14 protein-coding genes are annotated in these 17638 nt (G+C 65.3%); 7 read left to right on the top strand and 7 right to left on the bottom strand.

Features of this window, described 5'->3' with window-relative positions; genetic code table 11:
- Positions 1–598 precede the first annotated feature (598 nt).
- The 3 genes from ACQR13_RS17730 to ACQR13_RS17720 all read left to right on the top strand — a co-directional run bounded on the left by ACQR13_RS17730 (position 599) and on the right by ACQR13_RS17720 (position 2151).
- The gene (locus ACQR13_RS17730; RefSeq protein ID WP_434863035.1) at positions 599–1063 is read left to right on the top strand and encodes a hypothetical protein; all 465 of its coding nucleotides are present in this window, start codon (positions 599–601) and stop codon (positions 1061–1063) included.
- 103 nt (positions 1064–1166) lie between these two features.
- Positions 1167–1505 carry an MmcQ/YjbR family DNA-binding protein gene (locus ACQR13_RS17725; RefSeq protein ID WP_434863034.1) on the top strand — a complete coding sequence of 113 codons (339 nt, stop codon included), beginning with the start codon at positions 1167–1169 and terminating at the stop codon, positions 1503–1505.
- 76 nt (positions 1506–1581) lie between these two features.
- The gene (locus tag ACQR13_RS17720; protein WP_434845074.1) at positions 1582–2151 is read left to right on the top strand and encodes a nucleotidyltransferase family protein; all 570 of its coding nucleotides are present in this window, start codon (positions 1582–1584) and stop codon (positions 2149–2151) included.
- 269 nt (positions 2152–2420) lie between these two features.
- Here the strand turns inward: ACQR13_RS17720 and ACQR13_RS17715 are convergent, their stop codons facing one another.
- The 3 genes from ACQR13_RS17715 to ACQR13_RS17705 all read right to left on the bottom strand — a co-directional run bounded on the left by ACQR13_RS17715 (position 2421) and on the right by ACQR13_RS17705 (position 5261).
- On the bottom strand, positions 2421–3071 hold the full coding sequence (locus ACQR13_RS17715; RefSeq protein ID WP_315828023.1) for a PAN domain-containing protein: 651 nt from the start codon (positions 3069–3071) through the stop codon (positions 2421–2423).
- Between the two features lie 234 nt (positions 3072–3305).
- A complete protein-coding gene (locus ACQR13_RS17710; protein ID WP_434863033.1) occupies positions 3306–4676 on the bottom strand; it encodes a glutamate--cysteine ligase in 1371 nt (456 codons plus the stop codon).
- A gap of 96 nt (positions 4677–4772) precedes the next feature.
- Positions 4773–5261 carry a MarR family winged helix-turn-helix transcriptional regulator gene (locus ACQR13_RS17705; protein WP_315717931.1) on the bottom strand — a complete coding sequence of 163 codons (489 nt, stop codon included), beginning with the start codon at positions 5259–5261 and terminating at the stop codon, positions 4773–4775.
- A gap of 146 nt (positions 5262–5407) precedes the next feature.
- On the opposite strand from ACQR13_RS17705, the gene gstA reads away from it, so the two are divergent.
- Entirely contained in the window at positions 5408–6022 is a 615-nt protein-coding gene (gene gstA / locus ACQR13_RS17700; protein WP_315717932.1) for a glutathione transferase GstA, read from the top strand.
- Between the two features lie 188 nt (positions 6023–6210).
- On the opposite strand, the gene ACQR13_RS17695 is transcribed toward gstA, so the two are convergent.
- The 4 genes from ACQR13_RS17695 to ACQR13_RS17680 form a co-directional block, all read right to left on the bottom strand.
- Entirely contained in the window at positions 6211–8424 is a 2214-nt protein-coding gene (locus tag ACQR13_RS17695) for a 3-hydroxyacyl-CoA dehydrogenase NAD-binding domain-containing protein (RefSeq protein ID WP_434841885.1), read from the bottom strand.
- A gap of 167 nt (positions 8425–8591) precedes the next feature.
- On the bottom strand, positions 8592–9800 hold the full coding sequence (locus tag ACQR13_RS17690; protein WP_315717934.1) for an acetyl-CoA C-acetyltransferase: 1209 nt from the start codon (positions 9798–9800) through the stop codon (positions 8592–8594).
- Between the two features lie 83 nt (positions 9801–9883).
- Entirely contained in the window at positions 9884–11674 is a 1791-nt protein-coding gene (locus ACQR13_RS17685; protein ID WP_315751277.1) for an acyl-CoA dehydrogenase C-terminal domain-containing protein, read from the bottom strand.
- A gap of 129 nt (positions 11675–11803) precedes the next feature.
- Positions 11804–12202 carry a nuclear transport factor 2 family protein gene (locus ACQR13_RS17680; protein ID WP_315717936.1) on the bottom strand — a complete coding sequence of 133 codons (399 nt, stop codon included), beginning with the start codon at positions 12200–12202 and terminating at the stop codon, positions 11804–11806.
- A gap of 137 nt (positions 12203–12339) precedes the next feature.
- Between ACQR13_RS17680 and ACQR13_RS17675 the strand changes: the two genes are divergently transcribed.
- The 3 genes from ACQR13_RS17675 (at position 12340) to ACQR13_RS17665 (ending at position 17627) form a co-directional block, all read left to right on the top strand.
- The gene (locus ACQR13_RS17675) at positions 12340–12927 is read left to right on the top strand and encodes a PadR family transcriptional regulator (RefSeq protein ID WP_315717938.1); all 588 of its coding nucleotides are present in this window, start codon (positions 12340–12342) and stop codon (positions 12925–12927) included.
- A gap of 188 nt (positions 12928–13115) precedes the next feature.
- The gene (locus tag ACQR13_RS17670; protein ID WP_434863032.1) at positions 13116–16637 is read left to right on the top strand and encodes a hypothetical protein; all 3522 of its coding nucleotides are present in this window, start codon (positions 13116–13118) and stop codon (positions 16635–16637) included.
- A 156-nt stretch (positions 16638–16793) separates the two neighbouring features.
- Positions 16794–17627, top strand: coding sequence for a hypothetical protein (locus ACQR13_RS17665; RefSeq protein WP_316185522.1), 834 nt, complete (start codon positions 16794–16796; stop codon positions 17625–17627).
- Positions 17628–17638: the final 11 nt, after the last annotated feature.

The following is a 17638-nucleotide window of genomic DNA, read 5'->3' as shown; positions in this document are numbered from 1 at the left end:
TTAACGGTGTGCTATTCAATCTTTCCCGCCTGCACAACCTTCAAGTGGGCCCTGCTCAGCAGATCGCGTTCTTGCCGGATAACGTGGCCGTTAGTGTAACGATAATCTTCTTTGCCTGGCTTGTCGTTCAATTGGTACTGTCCACGGCGGTTTCTACATTGGGAGGACGACGATGAGTTTTCTTCCTATATACGGGCCAATTTTGGTTCTGAGTTTGTTGTGCACAGGTCTCTACCTCATCTCAAGGTGGGAAAAAGGACAAGTTGCTGGCCGAGCAGCGGTGAAAGAAAAGGCAGAGGTCGAAGCCCCAATTGGGAGACTCGCGACAAGTCCGCACAACTTGCCCGTAAACGCCTTATCGGAATGGTTGCTACCGCATGCCAAGGGAGTAAGCCGGCGAACTAGCCTATTGTTCGTTGGCGTCAACAGTGCAATGAGCCGGGCACCAGACGCGCGACCTCCATCTGAAGCTACTCCCACGAGAAAAGCCTCCGAGGCGACGATTCTCGAAGAAGTTGCTTCGAGTTACGCCATACAAGCGTCACGCAAGCAGATCGATCGCCGAAAGCTTTCGCGAAGCCGTGCCATGAGGTGATCGATGTCGAACAGTGCGAAAGAGTCGGGAAAAGATCGGCCCCCGTCAAAAGACAATAGTGAGTTGGAAGACGATGAAACTGAATTGCACCCGTTTATGGAGGTAACGGGACTCGACGTGGATATTTGGCCCGCATGGGGACCGCTGCCGAGTAGAAACGTCTTTTTCCCTCTATTTAGTACGCACGTGCGCGATGACGACAAGAAGCATTCATTTGTCACCACTTTAACATTCGCCGAACTGATTGAGGTCTGCTCCCAGTTCGCCCATGTGCTCAAAATAAGCGGCTTAGCTGCCCAAGATATGGGGCCAATGAAGCTTCAGGTCTTCCGAACCAAGGAGGAACTGATCGAAGACATTGATCAGATCTGTGCAGATCTAGGCGCTGTGCTTAAGGTGCTCAAAGAGAAGGACATCTTGGCCGTTGAAGGTCCGACCAAGTCGGGCACCAAAGGCGACAAAGACTGAGAACTGTCTACGCCGTTCAGTAATTCAATGCGCAGGTTCGTGCCTCAGCCAACCAAATGCGCTCTTTCTTATCCTCACTCAGCCGCCACGAAGAGACGAAGCCATGACCTTCGACGATGTCAGGGCGCTCGCGCTGGCATGGCCGGAGGTCGAGGACGGCACGTCCTACGGCACGCCGGCGCTGAAGGTGCGCAAGAAGATGCTGGCGGGCCTCAAGGAGGACGGGGACAGTCTCGTCCTTCCGGGCGTGCCGCCGGACGAACGCGCGATGCTGGTGGAGAGCCGGCCGAAGCTGTTCTACGTCACCGATCACTACCGCGACTATCCGATCGTGCTGCTGCGCCTGTCGAAGGCGAGGCGCGCCGACGCAGAGCCGCTGTTGCGCCGGCAGTGGCGGGCATTGGCCTCGAAGAAGGCGCTCGCCGTGTTCGATCGCAGCTGAAACGGGCTGCACGCCGTCCTCCATCTCGTGTATTGAACGTGTCGACGGCACCCATGTTCTGATGCCTTCGACCATCATGACCAAAGACGATTTCATCGCAGCCGCGCTGCGCAACCCCGTCAACACCGCGATCATGCGCGTGCTGCGTGAAACGGCCGTGCCCGATGCCTGGGTCGTCGCCGGCTGCCTGACTCAGAGCGTCTGGAACGTGCGGACCGGCCGTCCGATCGATCACGGCATCAACGACTACGACATCTTCTATTTCGATCCGGATACGTCGTGGGATGCTGAGGACGCCGTCATCCGGCGCATCGCGTCCTACCTCCATGACATCGAAGCCAAGGTGGAGGTGCGCAACCAGGCCCGCGTCCATCTCTGGTATCCCGCCAAGCACGGTCGTCCCTACCCCGCCGTGTCGCGATCAACCGATGGAATCGACCGGTTTCTCACCGTCAACACGCAGGTCGGGCTCCGCCCCGTTACCGATGGATATGAGCTCTATGCGCCCAGGGGCCTCGCTGACATCGCGCAGATGATCGTGCGGCCAAACTATACAGCCAACTTTTCGGCGACGAACTATGCGGCCAAGGCGACGCGCTGGAAGACGCTATGGCCGGAGATCACAGTGATAGCCGCGGCGGATTGAGCGCGACCAGACAGGATCGGGAGCCCCCTCTCTCATCCGTCATTCCGGGGCGCGCGCAGCGCGAGCCCGGAATCCATAACCACCATCGTGATTATGGATTCCGGGCCCGTGCCGCTGCGCGTCACGTCCCGGAATGACGACTGAGTTTGGCGCGCCACCGGTGCACGGTGCTTCTTCGACATCGCATCTTCAGTTGGCATCATTGCGAGAGCTCGCAATAACGGTGGCTCTGACGATCGACAAGAAGGAGCGAGACTCATCGTCGCGCACTATCGCACGACGCCCGACGTAAAGCCCGCCCGCCGGCGCGGCGGCTTGATTTCCTTCTTCAGAAAGCAATGCGCTTCCTTGCCGGCATAGCCGGGCCGCGCAAAGGTCCAGGCGCGGCATTTGTTGTCGCCGGTGCATGCGGCCTTGCAGATGTCCTCGGCGTCGGCGGCCTTCTCTTCCTTCTTGTCCGCCGCCTTGTCGCTGCCCTTGTCAGCGGCCTTCTCGGCCTTCTCGCCGCCCTTCAGATCGGTGGTCTTGATGTCGAAGCTGCGGTAGTCGCCGCCGGGACGGTCGATCGACGTCTCGACCGCATCGTTGCGGATTTCGACGACGCCCGCACCGCGCACGCCGGAAACGCAGCAATTGTCCGGCACGCGCGCCGGCACGCTGTTCTTCAGCCAGCACACCGCGCCCGCTTCCATCACGGTCGGATAGTTGAAGCTCCAGGCGCGGCAGCGCCGGTCGTGCTCGCACAGCAGCGCGCAATCGGCCGGATCGCCGGAGGCGATCGGCGCGCTCATGTAGTCGCCGCCGGGACGATCGGAATAGGTCTGGGCTGAAGCCGGCGTCAGGCACGCAGCCGCGAACAGGCACGCCAGTACCCTCAGCCATGCCCCGATGAAGCGCCCCACGCGCCGCCGCTGAACCATCCGACCCATTGTTAATGTTCGAGTTTTCTTACGAGTTTTTAGGCAGTCATTTGATCGCCACGAACCTGTATGGCGGATGAACGGCCCGGACCGGTGGGAGCTGCGGAAGGCAAAGCAGCGGCGCCCAGGCGCTGAATCGAACCTGGGACACAAATAGCAACAAAAAACAGCGGACCCGTGCCGCCTCAACGCGGAACAGGCGACGCAGCGAACCTGCAGGCTCGGCCGTTCCGATCAGAACGCATATTCGTCGTAGGCCGGCTCCACCGAGCCGCCCCACGGGCCGTCGAACTTCTCCAGCATCTCCTCGGCCGGCGAGCGGCCGCAATCGATGATCTGATCGAGCGGCTCGAGAAAGCGGCTCTCGTCGCGGCCGAGATGGTCGATGCGACTGCGCCGGCGGAGGCCGAGATGCGCCAGGGTCAGGCATTCCTTGGCGATCTCGAACACGTAGCGGTTGCGAACACGCGCCTTAAAGCCGAGGCGCGGCACGTCGTCGCGCAGGTTCTGGCGCTCGAACGCGGTCCAGGTCTTGACCAAGTCCCACGCCGCGTCGAGGCTGACGTCGTCGTAGAGCAGGCCGACCCAGAACGCCGGCAGCGCCGGCAGCCGGCCCCATGGCACACCGTCGGCACCGCGCATTTCCAGGTAGCGCTTCAGGCGCACCTCCGGGAAGATCGTCGAGAGGTGATTGGCCCAGTCCGACAGCGTCGGACGCTCGCCCGGCATCGCCGGGTTCTTGCCTGCGAAGAAGTCGCGGAACGAGGTGCCGGAGACGTCGATATAGGTCTCCTCGCGTTTCACGAAATACATGGGAACATCGAGCGCGTAGTCCACCCAGCGCTCGAAACCCATGCCATCCTCGAACGCCCACGGGATCATGCCCGAGCGCTGATTGTCCGTGTCGCGCCAGATCTCGGATCGGAACGACAGGAAGCCGTTCGGCTTGCCTTCGGTGAACGGCGAATTGGCGAACAGTGCGGTCGCGATCGGCTGCAGCGCCACCGAGACCCTGAGCTTCTTGACCATGTCGGCTTCGGAAGAGAAGTCGAGATTGGTCTGCACGGTACAGGTCCGGTACATCATGTCGAGGCCATAGCGGCCGACCTTCGGCATGTAGCTGGTCATGATCTTGTAGCGGCCCTTGGGCATCAGGGGAATTTCGGCGCGCGACCAGGACGGCGTCATGCCCAGGCCGAGAAAGCCGATGCCGAGCGGAGTCGCGATCTCGCGGACCTGCGCCAGATGCGCCATCAGTTCCGCATGCGTCTGGTGCACGGTCTCGACCGGCGCGCCGGACAGCTCGAACTGGCCGCCCGGCTCCAGCGAGATGGCGCCGCCGCCGGTCACGTCATAGAGCCCGATGATGTTGCCGCGCTCCATGATCGGCTCCCAGCCGAGCAGAAGCTTCATGCCTTCGAGCAGCGCGCCGATGCCGCGCGCGCCCTCGTAGGGCACGGGGCGATGACCGTCGAGCGTGAACGGCGTCTTCTCGTGCTCGGTCCCGATGCGGAAGGCGGACGGCGGCTTCACGCCGGCCGCGAGCCACGCCACCAGTTCGTCGCGCGACTGCAGCGGGGTCATATCGATCTGGTCACGCGCCATGGGAGTCTCGGTTCAGAAGCGCTTCGAGGGTCGCGCGTGGTGACAGGAAGGGCCGCGGACCCCAGGGGGCCGCGGATGTGAATGGGAACGGATGCTTCATCGGGTCGCCGCGCCCTCTCCGGCCGCCAACGGAGCGGCCTGACCACAGGAGCAGCCAAGGCGATCCAGCAGCATGCAAAGCTTGGCAGCGTCGGTATCCGACAACTTGGAGCCGACATGCTTCTCGATCGCGGCGGAATAGGCCGACCACATCCGCTTCTGCAGTTCGCGTCCGGCCTCGGTGATCTCGACGAACTGGCCGCGCTTGTCCATCTTGCATTCGCGCCGGACGACCAGACCTTCGTCGACCAGCCGGTCGATCAGCCGCGAGGTGGAATATTGCGGGATCAGCATCTGCCGCTCCAGCTCGACCGGGCGCAGCTCGCCCGCGGGCGCCCGGGACAGCTCCAACAGCGCATCATACCAGGCGAGCGGCGGAAAACCGGCCTTCTTCAGCTCCTGCTCGACGCAGTCCAGCACCCGGCTCTGGACCCGCATCAGGCGGATCCAGGCGGCGGTCGCCTCGGTCGATGGTTTGCGTTTCATGGGCCGGCTCGTATCCTCGGATGCACAGTCTAGCGCATTCGATGCAGCTGCATCAATCTTGACTATTCCATGCATCTGCATGTAAGGGCGGGTGCGACCGCTCGATAGGTTCCAAGGACAAAACGGTCTCACGGAGGGAATACAAGATGAAGCTTTATTATTCACCCGGCGCCTGCTCGCTCTCGCCCCATATCGCCCTGCTCGAAGCCGGCCTGCCCTACGACCTGGTCAAGGTCGATCTGCGCGCCAAGACCCTGGAAAATGGTGACGATTACCTGAAGATCAATCCGAAGGGCCAGGTGCCGGCGCTGGGGTTGCCGAGCGGGGAGATCGTGACCGAAGGCCCCGTGATCGTCCAGATGATCGCCGACCAGGCGGCGACCAAGAACCTCGCCCCGGCGCGCGACAGCGGCGAGCGCTACAAGCTGCTGGAGTGGCTGAACTTCATCACCTCCGAGCTGCACAAGAATTTCGGCCCGATGTTCTCACCGGTGCTCGCCGACGACGCCAAGGCGTTCTTCAAGGACCGCGTGATGGGCAAGTTCAAATACATCGACAGCCAGCTCGCCGGCCGCGACTACCTGATGGGCCAGCAATTCACGGTGGCCGACGGCTATTTGTTCACCATCCTGACCTGGGCGGACCGGATGAAGTTCGACCTGTCGGCGATGCCGAATCTCGTGGCCTACAAGAACCGCGTCGCCGCACGGCCGAAAGTGCAGGAGGCGCTGACCAAGGAAGGGCTGATGAAGGCGGGGTGAGCGAGATCTTGAAAGAACTCGCTGTTGCTTCTCGGGCAGTGTGTTCTCTCCCCCCTTGTGGGGGAGAGATAGAGAGGGGGGTAGCCACAAGCGCTGGTGCCTGTGGCTACCCCCCTCTCTATCTCTCCCCCACAAGGGGGGAGGGAATGGACAGCAAGCGCGGCTCGCTTCCGCCTAGCATTCCGGTCTCAAGCCGCCGCCTTCTTCGGCGGGAAGCGGCCGTAGAAGGTTTCGCCCTTGGCGGCCATCTCCTCCAAGAGCTTCGGCGGGGCGAAGCGCGAGCCGTACTTCGCCGTGAACTTGTGGCACAGCTCGACGAACTTCTTCGTCCCCATGAAGTCGATGTAGGACAGCGTGCCGCCGGTGAACGGCGCGAAGCCGAACCCTAAGATCGAGCCGACATCGGCCTCGCGCACGTCGGTGATGACGTGGTCCTCGACGGTGCGCGCGGCTTCCACCGCCTGCACCACCAGGAAGCGCTGCTTCAGCTCCTCGACATCCAGCGTGTCGGGATCGAGATGCTTCGGCTGCAGCTTGGCGAGATCGGGCCAGAGGCTCTTCTGACCCTTGCCCTTCTCGGGATAGTCGTAGAAGCCCTTGGCGTTCTTGCGGCCGAAGCGGCCCTGCTTCTCGACCAGCTCGACCATCAGCTTCTTGTGGTCCTGGTTGATCGCGTTGGGCCCGAGATCATGCTCGGTCGCCTTCATGATCTTGAGGCCGAGGTCGAGCGCGACCTCATCAGACAGCGACAACGGGCCGACCGGCATGCCGGCCATCTTGGCGGCGTTCTCGATCATCGCCGGCGGCACGCCTTCGAGGAACATCTCGTTGCCCTCGGCGATGTAGCGCATCACGCAGCGATTGGCGAAGAAGCCGCGGGAGTCGTTGACCACGATCGGCGTCTTGCCGATGGCGCGGACGTAGTCGAGCGCGGTCGCCAGCGCGACGTCGCCGGTGTTCTTGCCCATGATGATCTCGACCAGCATCATCTTCTCGACCGGCGAGAAGAAGTGGATGCCGATGAAGCGGCCCTGGTCCTTGAACTCTTCGGCCAGCGAGGTGATCGGCAGGGTCGAGGTGTTCGACGCGAAGATCGCGCCGTCCTTCAGATAGGCCTGCGCCTTGGCGTAGGTCTCGGCCTTGACCTTGCGGTCCTCGAACACGGCCTCGATGACGAGATCGCATTCCTTCAGCGCCGCGTAGTCCGCGGTCGCAGTGATGCGGCCCATGATCGCCTCGGCCTCGCCCGGCTTGGCGCGGCCCTTCTTGACCAGGCCGTCGATCACGCTCTGCGCATGCGCCTTGCCCTTGTCGGCGCTCTCCTGGTCGCGGTCGATCAGCACGACCTCGAGGCCGCCGCGGGCCGAGACGTAGCCGACGCTGGCGCCCATGAAGCCGGCGCCGATCACGGCGATCTTCTTGATCTTGGTCGCCGGCACGTTCGCGGGGCGACGCGCGCCCTTGTTCAATTCCTGCATCGACAGGAACAGGCTGCGGATCATCGCCGCCGCTTCCTTCGAGCGCAGGATCTTGGTGAAGTAGCGCGATTCGACGCGCAGCGCGGCATCGATCGGCAGCTGCAGGCCTTCATAGACGCAGCTCATGATCGCGCGCGCGGCCGGGTAGTTGTCGTAGGTCTCGCGGCGATAGATGGCGTTGCCGGCCGGGAACATCATCATGCCGTTCTTCGAGAACACCGGGCCGCCGGGCAGCTTGAAGCCCTTCTCGTCCCACGGTGCGACGGCCTTGCCACCGCCCTTGATCCAATCCTTCGCGGCCTTGATGAGGTCGGCCGCCGGCACGATCGCATCGACCAGCTTCATGGCCTTGGCCTTGTCGAGCGTCAGCGCCTCGCCCTTCAACAGCAGGTTCATCGCGTCCTGCGGCTGCACGATGCGCGGCACGCGCTGGGTGCCGCCGGCGCCCGGGAACAGGCCGACCTTGATCTCGGGCAGGCCGAGCCGGGTCTTCGGGTTCTCGGCCGCGACACGATGGTGGCAGGCCAGGGTCAGCTCGAAGCCGCCGCCGAGCGCGAGGCCATTGATGGCGGCGACCCACGGCTTGCCCGACGTTTCCATCGCCCGGTAGATCTGCGAGAAGCGCCGGCTGTTGTCGAACAGCATCTGGTTGGCGGCTTCCTCGCCCTTGCTCTTCAGCACGTCCAGATAGGTGCGGTTCATGCCTTCCAGCATGGACAGATCGGCGCCGGCGCAGAACGCCTCCTTGGCCGAGGTGATGACGACGCCCTTGATGGCAGCGTCGGCGGTCGTCTCCTTGACGATGGTCTCGAGCTCGATCGCCGAGGTCTCGTCGAGCACGTTCATCGAACGGCCCGGAATGTCCCAGGTGATCAGCGCAATGCCGTCGGCATCGGTTTCGAGTTTGAAGTTCTTGAAGGCCATGTGGTGCTCCCAGATTTGGCAGGGGCGCGTCTGTGCTGCGTCAGCCCCGATGTTTCGTCTCCCCTCCCCCTTGCGGGGAGGGGTCGGGGGTGGGGGTCCTCACGGGCAGTGGAGCGCGTGGCACCCCCTCCCCGACCCTCCCCCGCAAGGGGGGAGGGAGCACACCGTCACACCCGCTCGATGATGGTCGCGGTGCCCATTCCGCCGCCGATGCACAGCGTCACCAGCGCGGTCGCCTTGCCGGTGCGCTCGAGCTCGTCGAGCACGGTGCCGAGGATCATCGCGCCGGTGGCGCCCAGCGGATGGCCGAGCGCGATCGCGCCGCCATTGACGTTGATCTTGTCCTTGTCGATCTCGAACGCCTGCATGTAGCGCAGCACGACCGAGGCGAACGCCTCGTTGAGCTCGAACAGATCGATGTCGGATTTCTTCATGCCCGAGCGCTCGAACAGCTTCTCGGTAACGTCAACCGGGCCCGTCAGCATCATCGCGGGCTCCGAGCCGATATTGGCGAAGGCGCGGATTTTCGCGCGCGGCTTCATGCCGTACTTCGCGCCTGCCTCCTTGCTGCCGAGCAGCACCGCACCGGCGCCGTCGACGATGCCCGAGGAGTTGCCGGCGTGATGCACGTAGTTGACGCGCTCGATCTCCGGATGCGACTGGATCGCCACCGCATCGAAGCCGCCCATCTGCGCCATCTGCACGAACGACGGCTGCAACTGCGCCAGCGACTGCATGGTCGTCGAGGGCCGCATGTGCTCGTCCTTGGCGAGGATGGTCAGGCCGTTGATATCCTTGACCGGCACCACCGACTTGTCGAAGCGGCCTTCCTCCCAGGACTTCGCCGCGCGCTGCTGGCTCTGCACCGCATAGGCGTCGACGTCGTCGCGGGAGAAGCCGTATTTGGTCGCGATCAGGTCCGCCGAGACGCCCTGCGGCATGAAGTAGGACGGCACCGCCATCGACGGATCCATCGGCCAGGCGCCGCCGGACGCACCGATGCCGACGCGGCTCATCGATTCCGCACCACCACCGATGACCAGCTCATGCTGGCCGCTCATGATCTGCGCCGCGGCGAAGTTCACGGCGTCGAGGCCGGAGGCGCAGAAGCGGCTGATCTGAATGCCCGGAACGGCATCGCCGAGACCCGCATTCAGCGCGGCGAAGCGCGCGATGTCGGAGCCGGCCTCGCCGACCGGATCGACCACGCCGAGCACGACGTCGTCGACCGCGTCCTCGGGGATGTTGTTGCGGTCCTTCAGCGCCTTCAAAGGCACGGTGGCGAGCGCGAGCGCGGTCACCTCATGCAGGCTGCCGTCGGCCTTGCCGCGGCCGCGGGGAGTCCGTACGTGGTCGTAGATAAAGGCCTCAGGCATCACGCCCTCCTCATCTGGTCAGATTTGTTGTTCGCATTGACGACGGTGCCGGCGCGCGGCGCGCACCGGCTCTCGTCTGATCCTCAGAAGGCTTCCGCCGGCAGTTCCATCACGGTCGCACAACCGGCCTGGAGGCGGGCGAGATGCGCCGCCGTTTCGGGCAGCACGCGCTCCATGAAGAAGCGGCCCGTCACCAGCTTGGTGGTGAGATAGGTCGAGCCGTCGCCGGCCGCAATCTTGTCCTGCGCCACCTTCGCCATCTTCGCCCACATGTAGCCGAAGGTGACCAGCGCAAAGAGATGCATGTAGTCGGTCGCGGCGGCGCCGGCATTGTCCGGCTTGGTCATCGCGTTCTGCATCAGCCACGTGGTGGCCTGCTGCAGATGGCCGAGCGCGGTCGACAACGGGGCTACGAACGGCTTCATCGCATCGTTTCCGCCCTGCTCCTTGGCGAACGAGCCGACCTCGTTGAAGAAGGCCATCACGGCGCGGCCGCCGTCGCGCGGCAGCTTGCGGCCGACGAGATCCAGCGCCTGGATGCCGTTGGCGCCTTCGTAGATCATGGCGATGCGGGCATCGCGCACGAACTGCTCCATGCCGTGCTCGGCGATGTAGCCGTGGCCGCCATACATCTGCTGCGCCTGGACGGCGTTGGCAAAGCCCATGTCGGTCATGTAGCCCTTCATGACCGGGGTCATCAGGCCCATGTGGTCGTCGGCGGCCTGGCGGTCCTTCGGGTCCTGCGAGCGGTGCGCGACGTCGCTCTTCAGCGAGGTCCACACCACCATCGCGCGCGCCGCCTCGTTGAAGGCGCGGATCGACAGCAGGGTGCGGCGTACGTCGGGATGCACGATGATCGGATCGGCGGCCTTGTCGGGCGCCTTGGGCCCAGTCAGCGAGCGGCCCTGGATGCGCTCGCGCGCATAGGCGACCGCGTTCTGATAGGCCACCTCGGACTGCGCGAGACCCTGCACGGCGACGCCGAGCCGGGCCTCGTTCATCATCACGAACATGCCCTGCATGCCCTTGTTCTCTTCGCCGATCAGCCAGCCGGTGGCGTTGTCGTAGTTCATCACACAGGTCGAATTGCCGTGGATGCCCATCTTGTGCTCGATCGAGCCACAGGTGACGCCGTTGCGCGCACCCACCGTGCCGTCGGGATTGACCATGAACTTGGGCACCACGAACAGCGACACGCCCTTGATGCCGGCCGGCGCGCCCTCGATGCGGGCGAGCACGAGATGGATGATGTTGGAGGCCAAGTCGTGCTCACCGGCGGAGATGAAGATCTTGGTGCCGGAGATTTTGAAGCTGCCGTCGGCCTGGCGCACCGCCTTGGTGCGGAGCAGGCCGAGGTCGGTGCCGCAATGCGGCTCGGTGAGGTTCATGGTGCCGGTCCACTCGCCGGCGACCATCTTCGGCACGTAGGTCTTCTTCTGCTCCTCATTGCCATGCACGATCAGCGCGGCGGTGGCGCCCATGGTGAGGCCGCCATACATCGAGAACGCCATGTTGGCGGAGCACTGGAATTCGTTGACGGTCTGGCTGAGCGTCACCGGCAAGCCCTGCCCGCCATATTCGGTTGGCGCCGACAGGCCGAGCCAGCCGCCCTCGACGATCTGCTTGTAGGCGTCCTTGAAGCCTTTCGGCGTGGTCACGCTGCCGTCGTCATGGCGCTTGCAGCCTTCGAGATCACCCACGCGATTCAGCGGATGCAGCACCTCTTCGGCGAGCTTGGCGGCTTCGCCGAGGATCGCCTCGCGGACATCCGCCGAAGCATCGGAGAATCCCGGCAGGTTGTCGTAGCGGTCGATCTGGAACACGTCGTTGAGCAGGAAGGTGACATCTTCCACGGGGGCTTTGTAGATCGGCATTGGCGTCTCCGGCAGGAAGGCTGAAGTTTCAGACGGGGAATTCCACGGACGCGGCAGGCAATGCAGGCCGCAGACTGTAGCGATTTCTCAAGGCTTGCGGCAGCCGTTAGTTTGCGACTGTCGGTCGCGTCACGACGGCTTGCTCATGGCGGCGAGCTGTTCGCCCATCAAGCGGTGCAGCAAATTGATCGCCTTGAGCGGGCGCACCATGACCTTGAAATGTGTGATCAGACCGGCGTCGTCGAAGCTGATGATATCGACGCCGTTGAGCTTGATCCCTTCGATCTCGTTCTCGAATTCGAGCACGGCGCCCGTGGCGTTACGCCACTCCCCGACATACTTGAATCCGGGACCGCCTAAGACTTTCTCAGCACTCGCGAGATATTTGAAGGTAATGTCGCGGCCGCGTTGCGGCGTGTGCACGACGGGACTTTCGAACACGGCGTCGGGATGCAGCAGCTCCCGCAAAGCGCCGAGATCGTGAGACCTCATGTAGCCGTACCATCCATCGAGGCCGGTCATTGTCATTGGGCGTCTCCTCGGGGCGGAACAGGCCAGCACCACAACCACCCCATATGCACATTGACGCATATGCGCCAGTGTGCATAATGTCAAGCGTGGAGCGGGGCACAACACGATCAGAAAAACGGGAGCAGTTTCCGGCCATGGCCCTCGGCGACGCCATCCTCGCCTGCCTCACCGAACATCCGATGACGGGCTACGAGCTCGCCAAGACGTTCGACTCCTCGATCGGCTTCTTCTGGAAGACGGACCACCAGCAGATCTACCGCGAGCTGTCGCGGCTGCGCGACCGCGGCTACATCCAGGGGCGCGAGGTGGTGCAGACCGGCAAGCCCAACAAGCTGGTCTACACATTGACCGCGGAGGGCCGCGCGGCGTTTCGCAGCTGGGCGGCGCGGCCGAGCACGCCGGCCTCGACGAAGGACGATCTTCTCGTCCGGCTCTATGCACTGGGCGCCGCCGACATCGGGCCGATCCGGGCCGACCTGATGGCGCGGCTCGAGCATCATCGCGACCGCGCCGAGCGCTACGATCGCATCCTCAAGAAGCATTATGCGGACGGCAACGTGGCCCCGGCCGATATGGGCAAGCTCCTCAACCTGCGTCTCGGCTTGCGCCACGAACGCATGGTGGCGGAATGGTGCGAGGAAGCGATCACCGCGCTGTCGACGATATCCGGCGCGAGCAGCGTGCGGCCGCTCGATCCATCATCGCGTGAAAATGCCGGCTGATACCCGCCGTTTGATAGGGCAAAACTTCTGGCCGCGCCGGCGGTAAACTTAACGCGTTATTTACCGTAAAAGTCAAAAGTCGGGACCTGGAGCAGACGATCTGCGCGGACCCGTTCATGTTCATGTCCGGGACGCGTGGGGAGGCTGGAGGCGCTTGGTGGAGCGCTGGAAGCGGAACCGGACGAGACATGAATTCGCGCGTACCGTGGAGTAATGAAGGCATCGACCCGTCCGTCCGCGAGAGGGCCGAGGCCGCGGCGCAACGCGCCGGAATGACGCTGAACGACTGGATCAACTCCACGCTCGGCGCATCGACCCCGCCCGATTTCCGCGGCAGCCCCGCGCCACGCAGCACGCCGACCGTCAGCCGCGATGCCCGCGAGGTGACCGACATCCATCAGCGGCTCGACTCCATCGCACGGCAGATCGAGCAAATGTCGCGCCCCGTCGCGCGCAAGGATGGGCCACGCGACGAGCAGGGCGTCGCGCGTCAGCTGAACGACGCGATCTCGCGGCTCGACGCCCGCCTGTCGCAGATCTCGACGCCGCTGCGCAAGCCGGACACCGAGGACCGCTATCGTGGTCCTGACGGCGTCGAGCGCGCCGCTGCGCAGCTCTACCGGCCCGCCCAGCCGCTCAGCGCGGGTTCGTTCGACGTGGCCGTGGCCGAGATCAGCGCCCGCCAGAGCGAGCTCGACAATGCGCGCCCGCTGCCGCCGCACCAGGCACCGCCGACCGCGCCTGCCATGGCATCCGCAGCAGCGCCGCTGATGACTCCGATCAGCGCGCGGCTGACGCCGCCGCAACCGGCAGCCCCCACTCCCGATTTCTCGCTGCTCGAACGCCATCTGCTGAAGATCACGAGCCAGATCGAGGCGCTGCATCGCCCCGACGACGGCATCGAGCAGTCGATCGCCGGCTTCCGCAACGAGCTCTCCGAAATTCGTCACGCCATCACCGAGGCGATGCCGCGCCGGGCGATCGAGTCGATCGAGAACGAGATTCGCTCGCTGTCGCGCCGTATCGACGAGAACCGCAACACCGGCGTCGACGGCCACGCACTGGCCGGGATCGAGCGCGCGCTGACCGACATCCGCGAGGTCGTCGGCTCGCTGAAGCCTGCCGAGCAGCTCGCCGTCTATGACGAGGCGATCCGCAATCTCGGCGCCAAGCTCGACCTGATCCTGCGCGCCAATGACGACCCTGGCACCGTGCAGCAGCTCGAAAGCGCCATCGCGGCGCTGCGTGCGATCGTCGCCAATGTCGCCTCCAACGACGCGCTGGAACGACTGTCGGACGATCTCCGCCAGCTGTCGTCGAAGGTCGACCAGGTCACACAGGCGCGCGACAATCACGACTCGTTCCACGAGTCGTTTGCGGCGCTCGAACAGCGCATTGCCGCGCTGACCTCGACCCTGGAAAGCCGCGAGCCGCCGGCGGCCGCGCCCGACCACACTGCCCAGATCGAGGACGCGCTGCGCGGCCTGTCCGACCGCATCGACCGCCTGCAGGTCGGCAACGACGGCTCATCGGCGATCACCCATCTCGAACAGCGGATCAGCTATCTGCTGGAGCGGCTCGAGGCCGCCAACGACCCGCGCGGCGGCAACATGACCCGCGTCGAGGACGGCCTGCAGGACATCCTGCGCTATCTCGAACGGCAGCAGGCGACCTTCGCAGCGCTGGCGGAGAGCCGGTCGCAGCGCGAAACGTCGCAGGACGGCGGCCTGATCGACATGGTCAAGCGCGAGCTGTCCGACATCCGCTTCAGCCAGACCGAGACCGACCGCAACACCCAGGACTCGCTCGAGGCCGTCCACAACACGCTGGGGCACGTCGTCGACCGCCTCGCCATGATCGAAGGCGACCTGCGCAATGTGCGCGCCACCGCGAGCCCGCCGGCCGCGCTGCCGCCGCTGGCACCGCCAATCGAGTCGCCGATGCCGGCCGCACGCGCGCCGGCGCCCCAGGCCTTTGCCGAGCCGGCCAGGCCAGAGCCCGCCTACCGGCCTGAGCTGCCCAATCCGGCGGCCGAGCAGCCAGCGGGACAGATTGTCGCTCCGGCCGCGGGTCAACAGGCGTTCGCGGCCGCCTCGCGCGACTTCCACGCCGCGCAGGCGACGGCGGCCACCATGCCGCCGCCGATTCCGCCGAAGGCGATCGCCGACATCCTCGAGCCGCACACAGCACAGGCGCCCCGCCCGACCGTCATCGTCCCCGAGCTGCCGCCGGATCATCCGCTCGAACCCGGCACCCGTCCGCCTGGCCGGACCGCATCGCCCGCCGAGCGGATCGCCGCGTCCGAGGATGCGCTGAGCGAGCTTCCCGCCGGCAAGCGGGAGCCGGTGTCGACGTCGAGCTTCATCGCGGCTGCGCGCCGCGCGGCGCAGGCCGCGGCGGCTGCACAGCCCGTGGACGCCAAGAAGGCGAAGAAGGACAAGCCGAAGGAGAAGGCCAAGGAACCGCCGAAAGACCTCCCCAAGGACGTCGCCAGCGACGCTGTCAAGCCCAAGGCCAAACCCAAGGACAAGCCGACGTTCGCTCTCACCGCCGAGGGTGACGAGGAAGTCTCGACCATTGGGTCGAAGATCCGCTCGCTCCTGGTCGGGGCCAGCGTCGTCGTGATCGTGCTCGGCACTTTCAAATTCGCGATGTCGCTGCTCGACAGCGGCAGCACGCCGCCACCGATCTCGCCAATGGAAACCCAGGGCGAGGCGCCGCGCGCGCAGATGCCGTCGGCCTCGCCGAGCCTGTCGCCGCGGCCGACGACGCCCGACCAGAGCGTGCCGTCGTTGACGTCGCCGACGCCGATCGACCGTCAGTCCTACAATCGGGCCATGCCGAGCGAAGCGGAGACGATCGCAATGCTCGCGATCCCGCAGGACGTCGAAAAGCCAGCCACATTACCTGCTGCCGTCCCCACTGATATCACCGGCACGATCCCAACCGCTGCCAACGGCCAGAAGCTCGGCTTGGTGCAGGTGCCCGCCTCCGAGAAGCTGCCCGATGCCATCGGCGGACTGGCGCTGCGCAATGCCGCCCTGAAGGGTGATCCGACCGCCGCCTACGAAGTCGGCGTGCGCTTTGCCGAGGGCAAGGGCGTCGCGGCGAACTATGAGGAAGCCGCGAAGTGGTATGACCGCGCCGCGCAGGCGGGGCTGATCCCGGCGGTCTTCCGTCTCGGCACCTTCTACGAGAAGGGTCTCGGCGTGAAGAAGGACGCCGACATCGCCCGCCGCTACTACGTGGTCGCCGCCGAGCGCGGCAACGCCAAGGCGATGCACAATCTCGCCGTGCTGGACGCCGACGGCGGCGGCAAGGGCGCGAACTACAAGAGCGCCTCGCAATGGTTCCGCAAGGCCGCCGAGCGCGGCGTCGCCGATAGCCAGTTCAACCTCGGCATCCTCTATGCCCGTGGCATCGGCGTCGAACAGAACCTCGCCGAATCCTACAAATGGTTCACCCTGGCCGCAGCGCAGGGTGACGTCGACGCGGGGCGCAAGCGCGACGATGTCGCCAAGCGGCTCGATGTCCAGTCGCTCGCCGCGGCCAAGCTCGCGATCCAGACCTTCACGGTCGAACCGCAGCCCGACGACGCCGTGAACGTGCCGGCGCCCGTCGGCGGCTGGGATGGCACGCAGGCGATCGCCAAGGCAGCCGCGGCCAAGGCGGCGCTGGCGAAGCGCGCGGCTGCGACGGCGCCGCGCTGACACGGGCATAGCGCCCCTCTTTCGACATGGACGAGCGTCCGCGCACAGCCTGAAAAATCCTCCCGGCTTGCGATCGCGCCGCCATAGTGTCGCGCGGTCGATCGATATAGGTTGTCGCGGCGGATCATCACGAGCGCCGCGAGGGAGCATCGACGGGTGTCAGCGGGGAACGACCAACAGGACGGCGCGCGCTTCCTGCAGTCGCCGACGGGCCCCCGCGTGCCGCCGCGGACTACGGCGAACGTCGCCGCTGCTCCGCCTCCTCGCCAACGAATGCAGCAAGTGACCGACGGCTATCCTGCGGCGTTCCGATGGCGCCGGCTGGCTTCCGTCATCTTCTTCGTTGCAATCGTGCTCGGCGGAGGCATTCGCGCCTACCGCGACCTGTCGCGACCCGACGCCTGGTCGTTCTGGAAGGATCAGTACATCTCGCCGAGTCTGTCGGCGGCGCTGGTCGCCGACCCCGCGCTTGCCGGGCTGGGCGGCAGGCGCACCGTGCTCGCCGTCAGCGGCCCCATCGGGCCAGCGGCGGCCGGCTGGCTGCGCGAGCGGATCAGCGAGGCCCGTCTCAAGCCGGGCGACGTGATCCTGCTGTCCTCGCCCGGCGGCAACCTCGACCAGGGGGTGCTGATGGGCGAGATCATCCGCGCCCATGGACTCGCTACCGCCGTCGGCGTGGCCGACAATGCCGGCCGCATCCGTCCGGGCTTCTGCGCCAGCGCCTGCGTGTTCGCCTTTGCCGGCGGGCAGACCCGCTACGGCCTCGATGGTTCGGCGCTCGGCGTGCACCGCTTCACGTCGGAGGCCCGTGGCGCCGACGCGGTCGCCGACACCCAGCGCGTCACCGGCGCCATCCTCGGCTACATGACGCGCATGGGCGTATCGTCGCAGGTCATCGAGGCGATGTCGCAGACCCGCCACATCCGCTGGCTCGATCCGGGCGATGCCGAGGCCATGAGGCTGGTGACCGCGCCGCTCAAGGCCCTTTGACGGAGCGCCCA

The sequence above is a fragment of the Bradyrhizobium sp. HKCCYLRH3059 genome, from assembly GCF_051168035.1.
In the GTDB taxonomy this organism is placed as follows: domain Bacteria; phylum Pseudomonadota; class Alphaproteobacteria; order Rhizobiales; family Xanthobacteraceae; genus Bradyrhizobium.
This window is presented reverse-complemented; position numbering and strand designations above follow the sequence as displayed.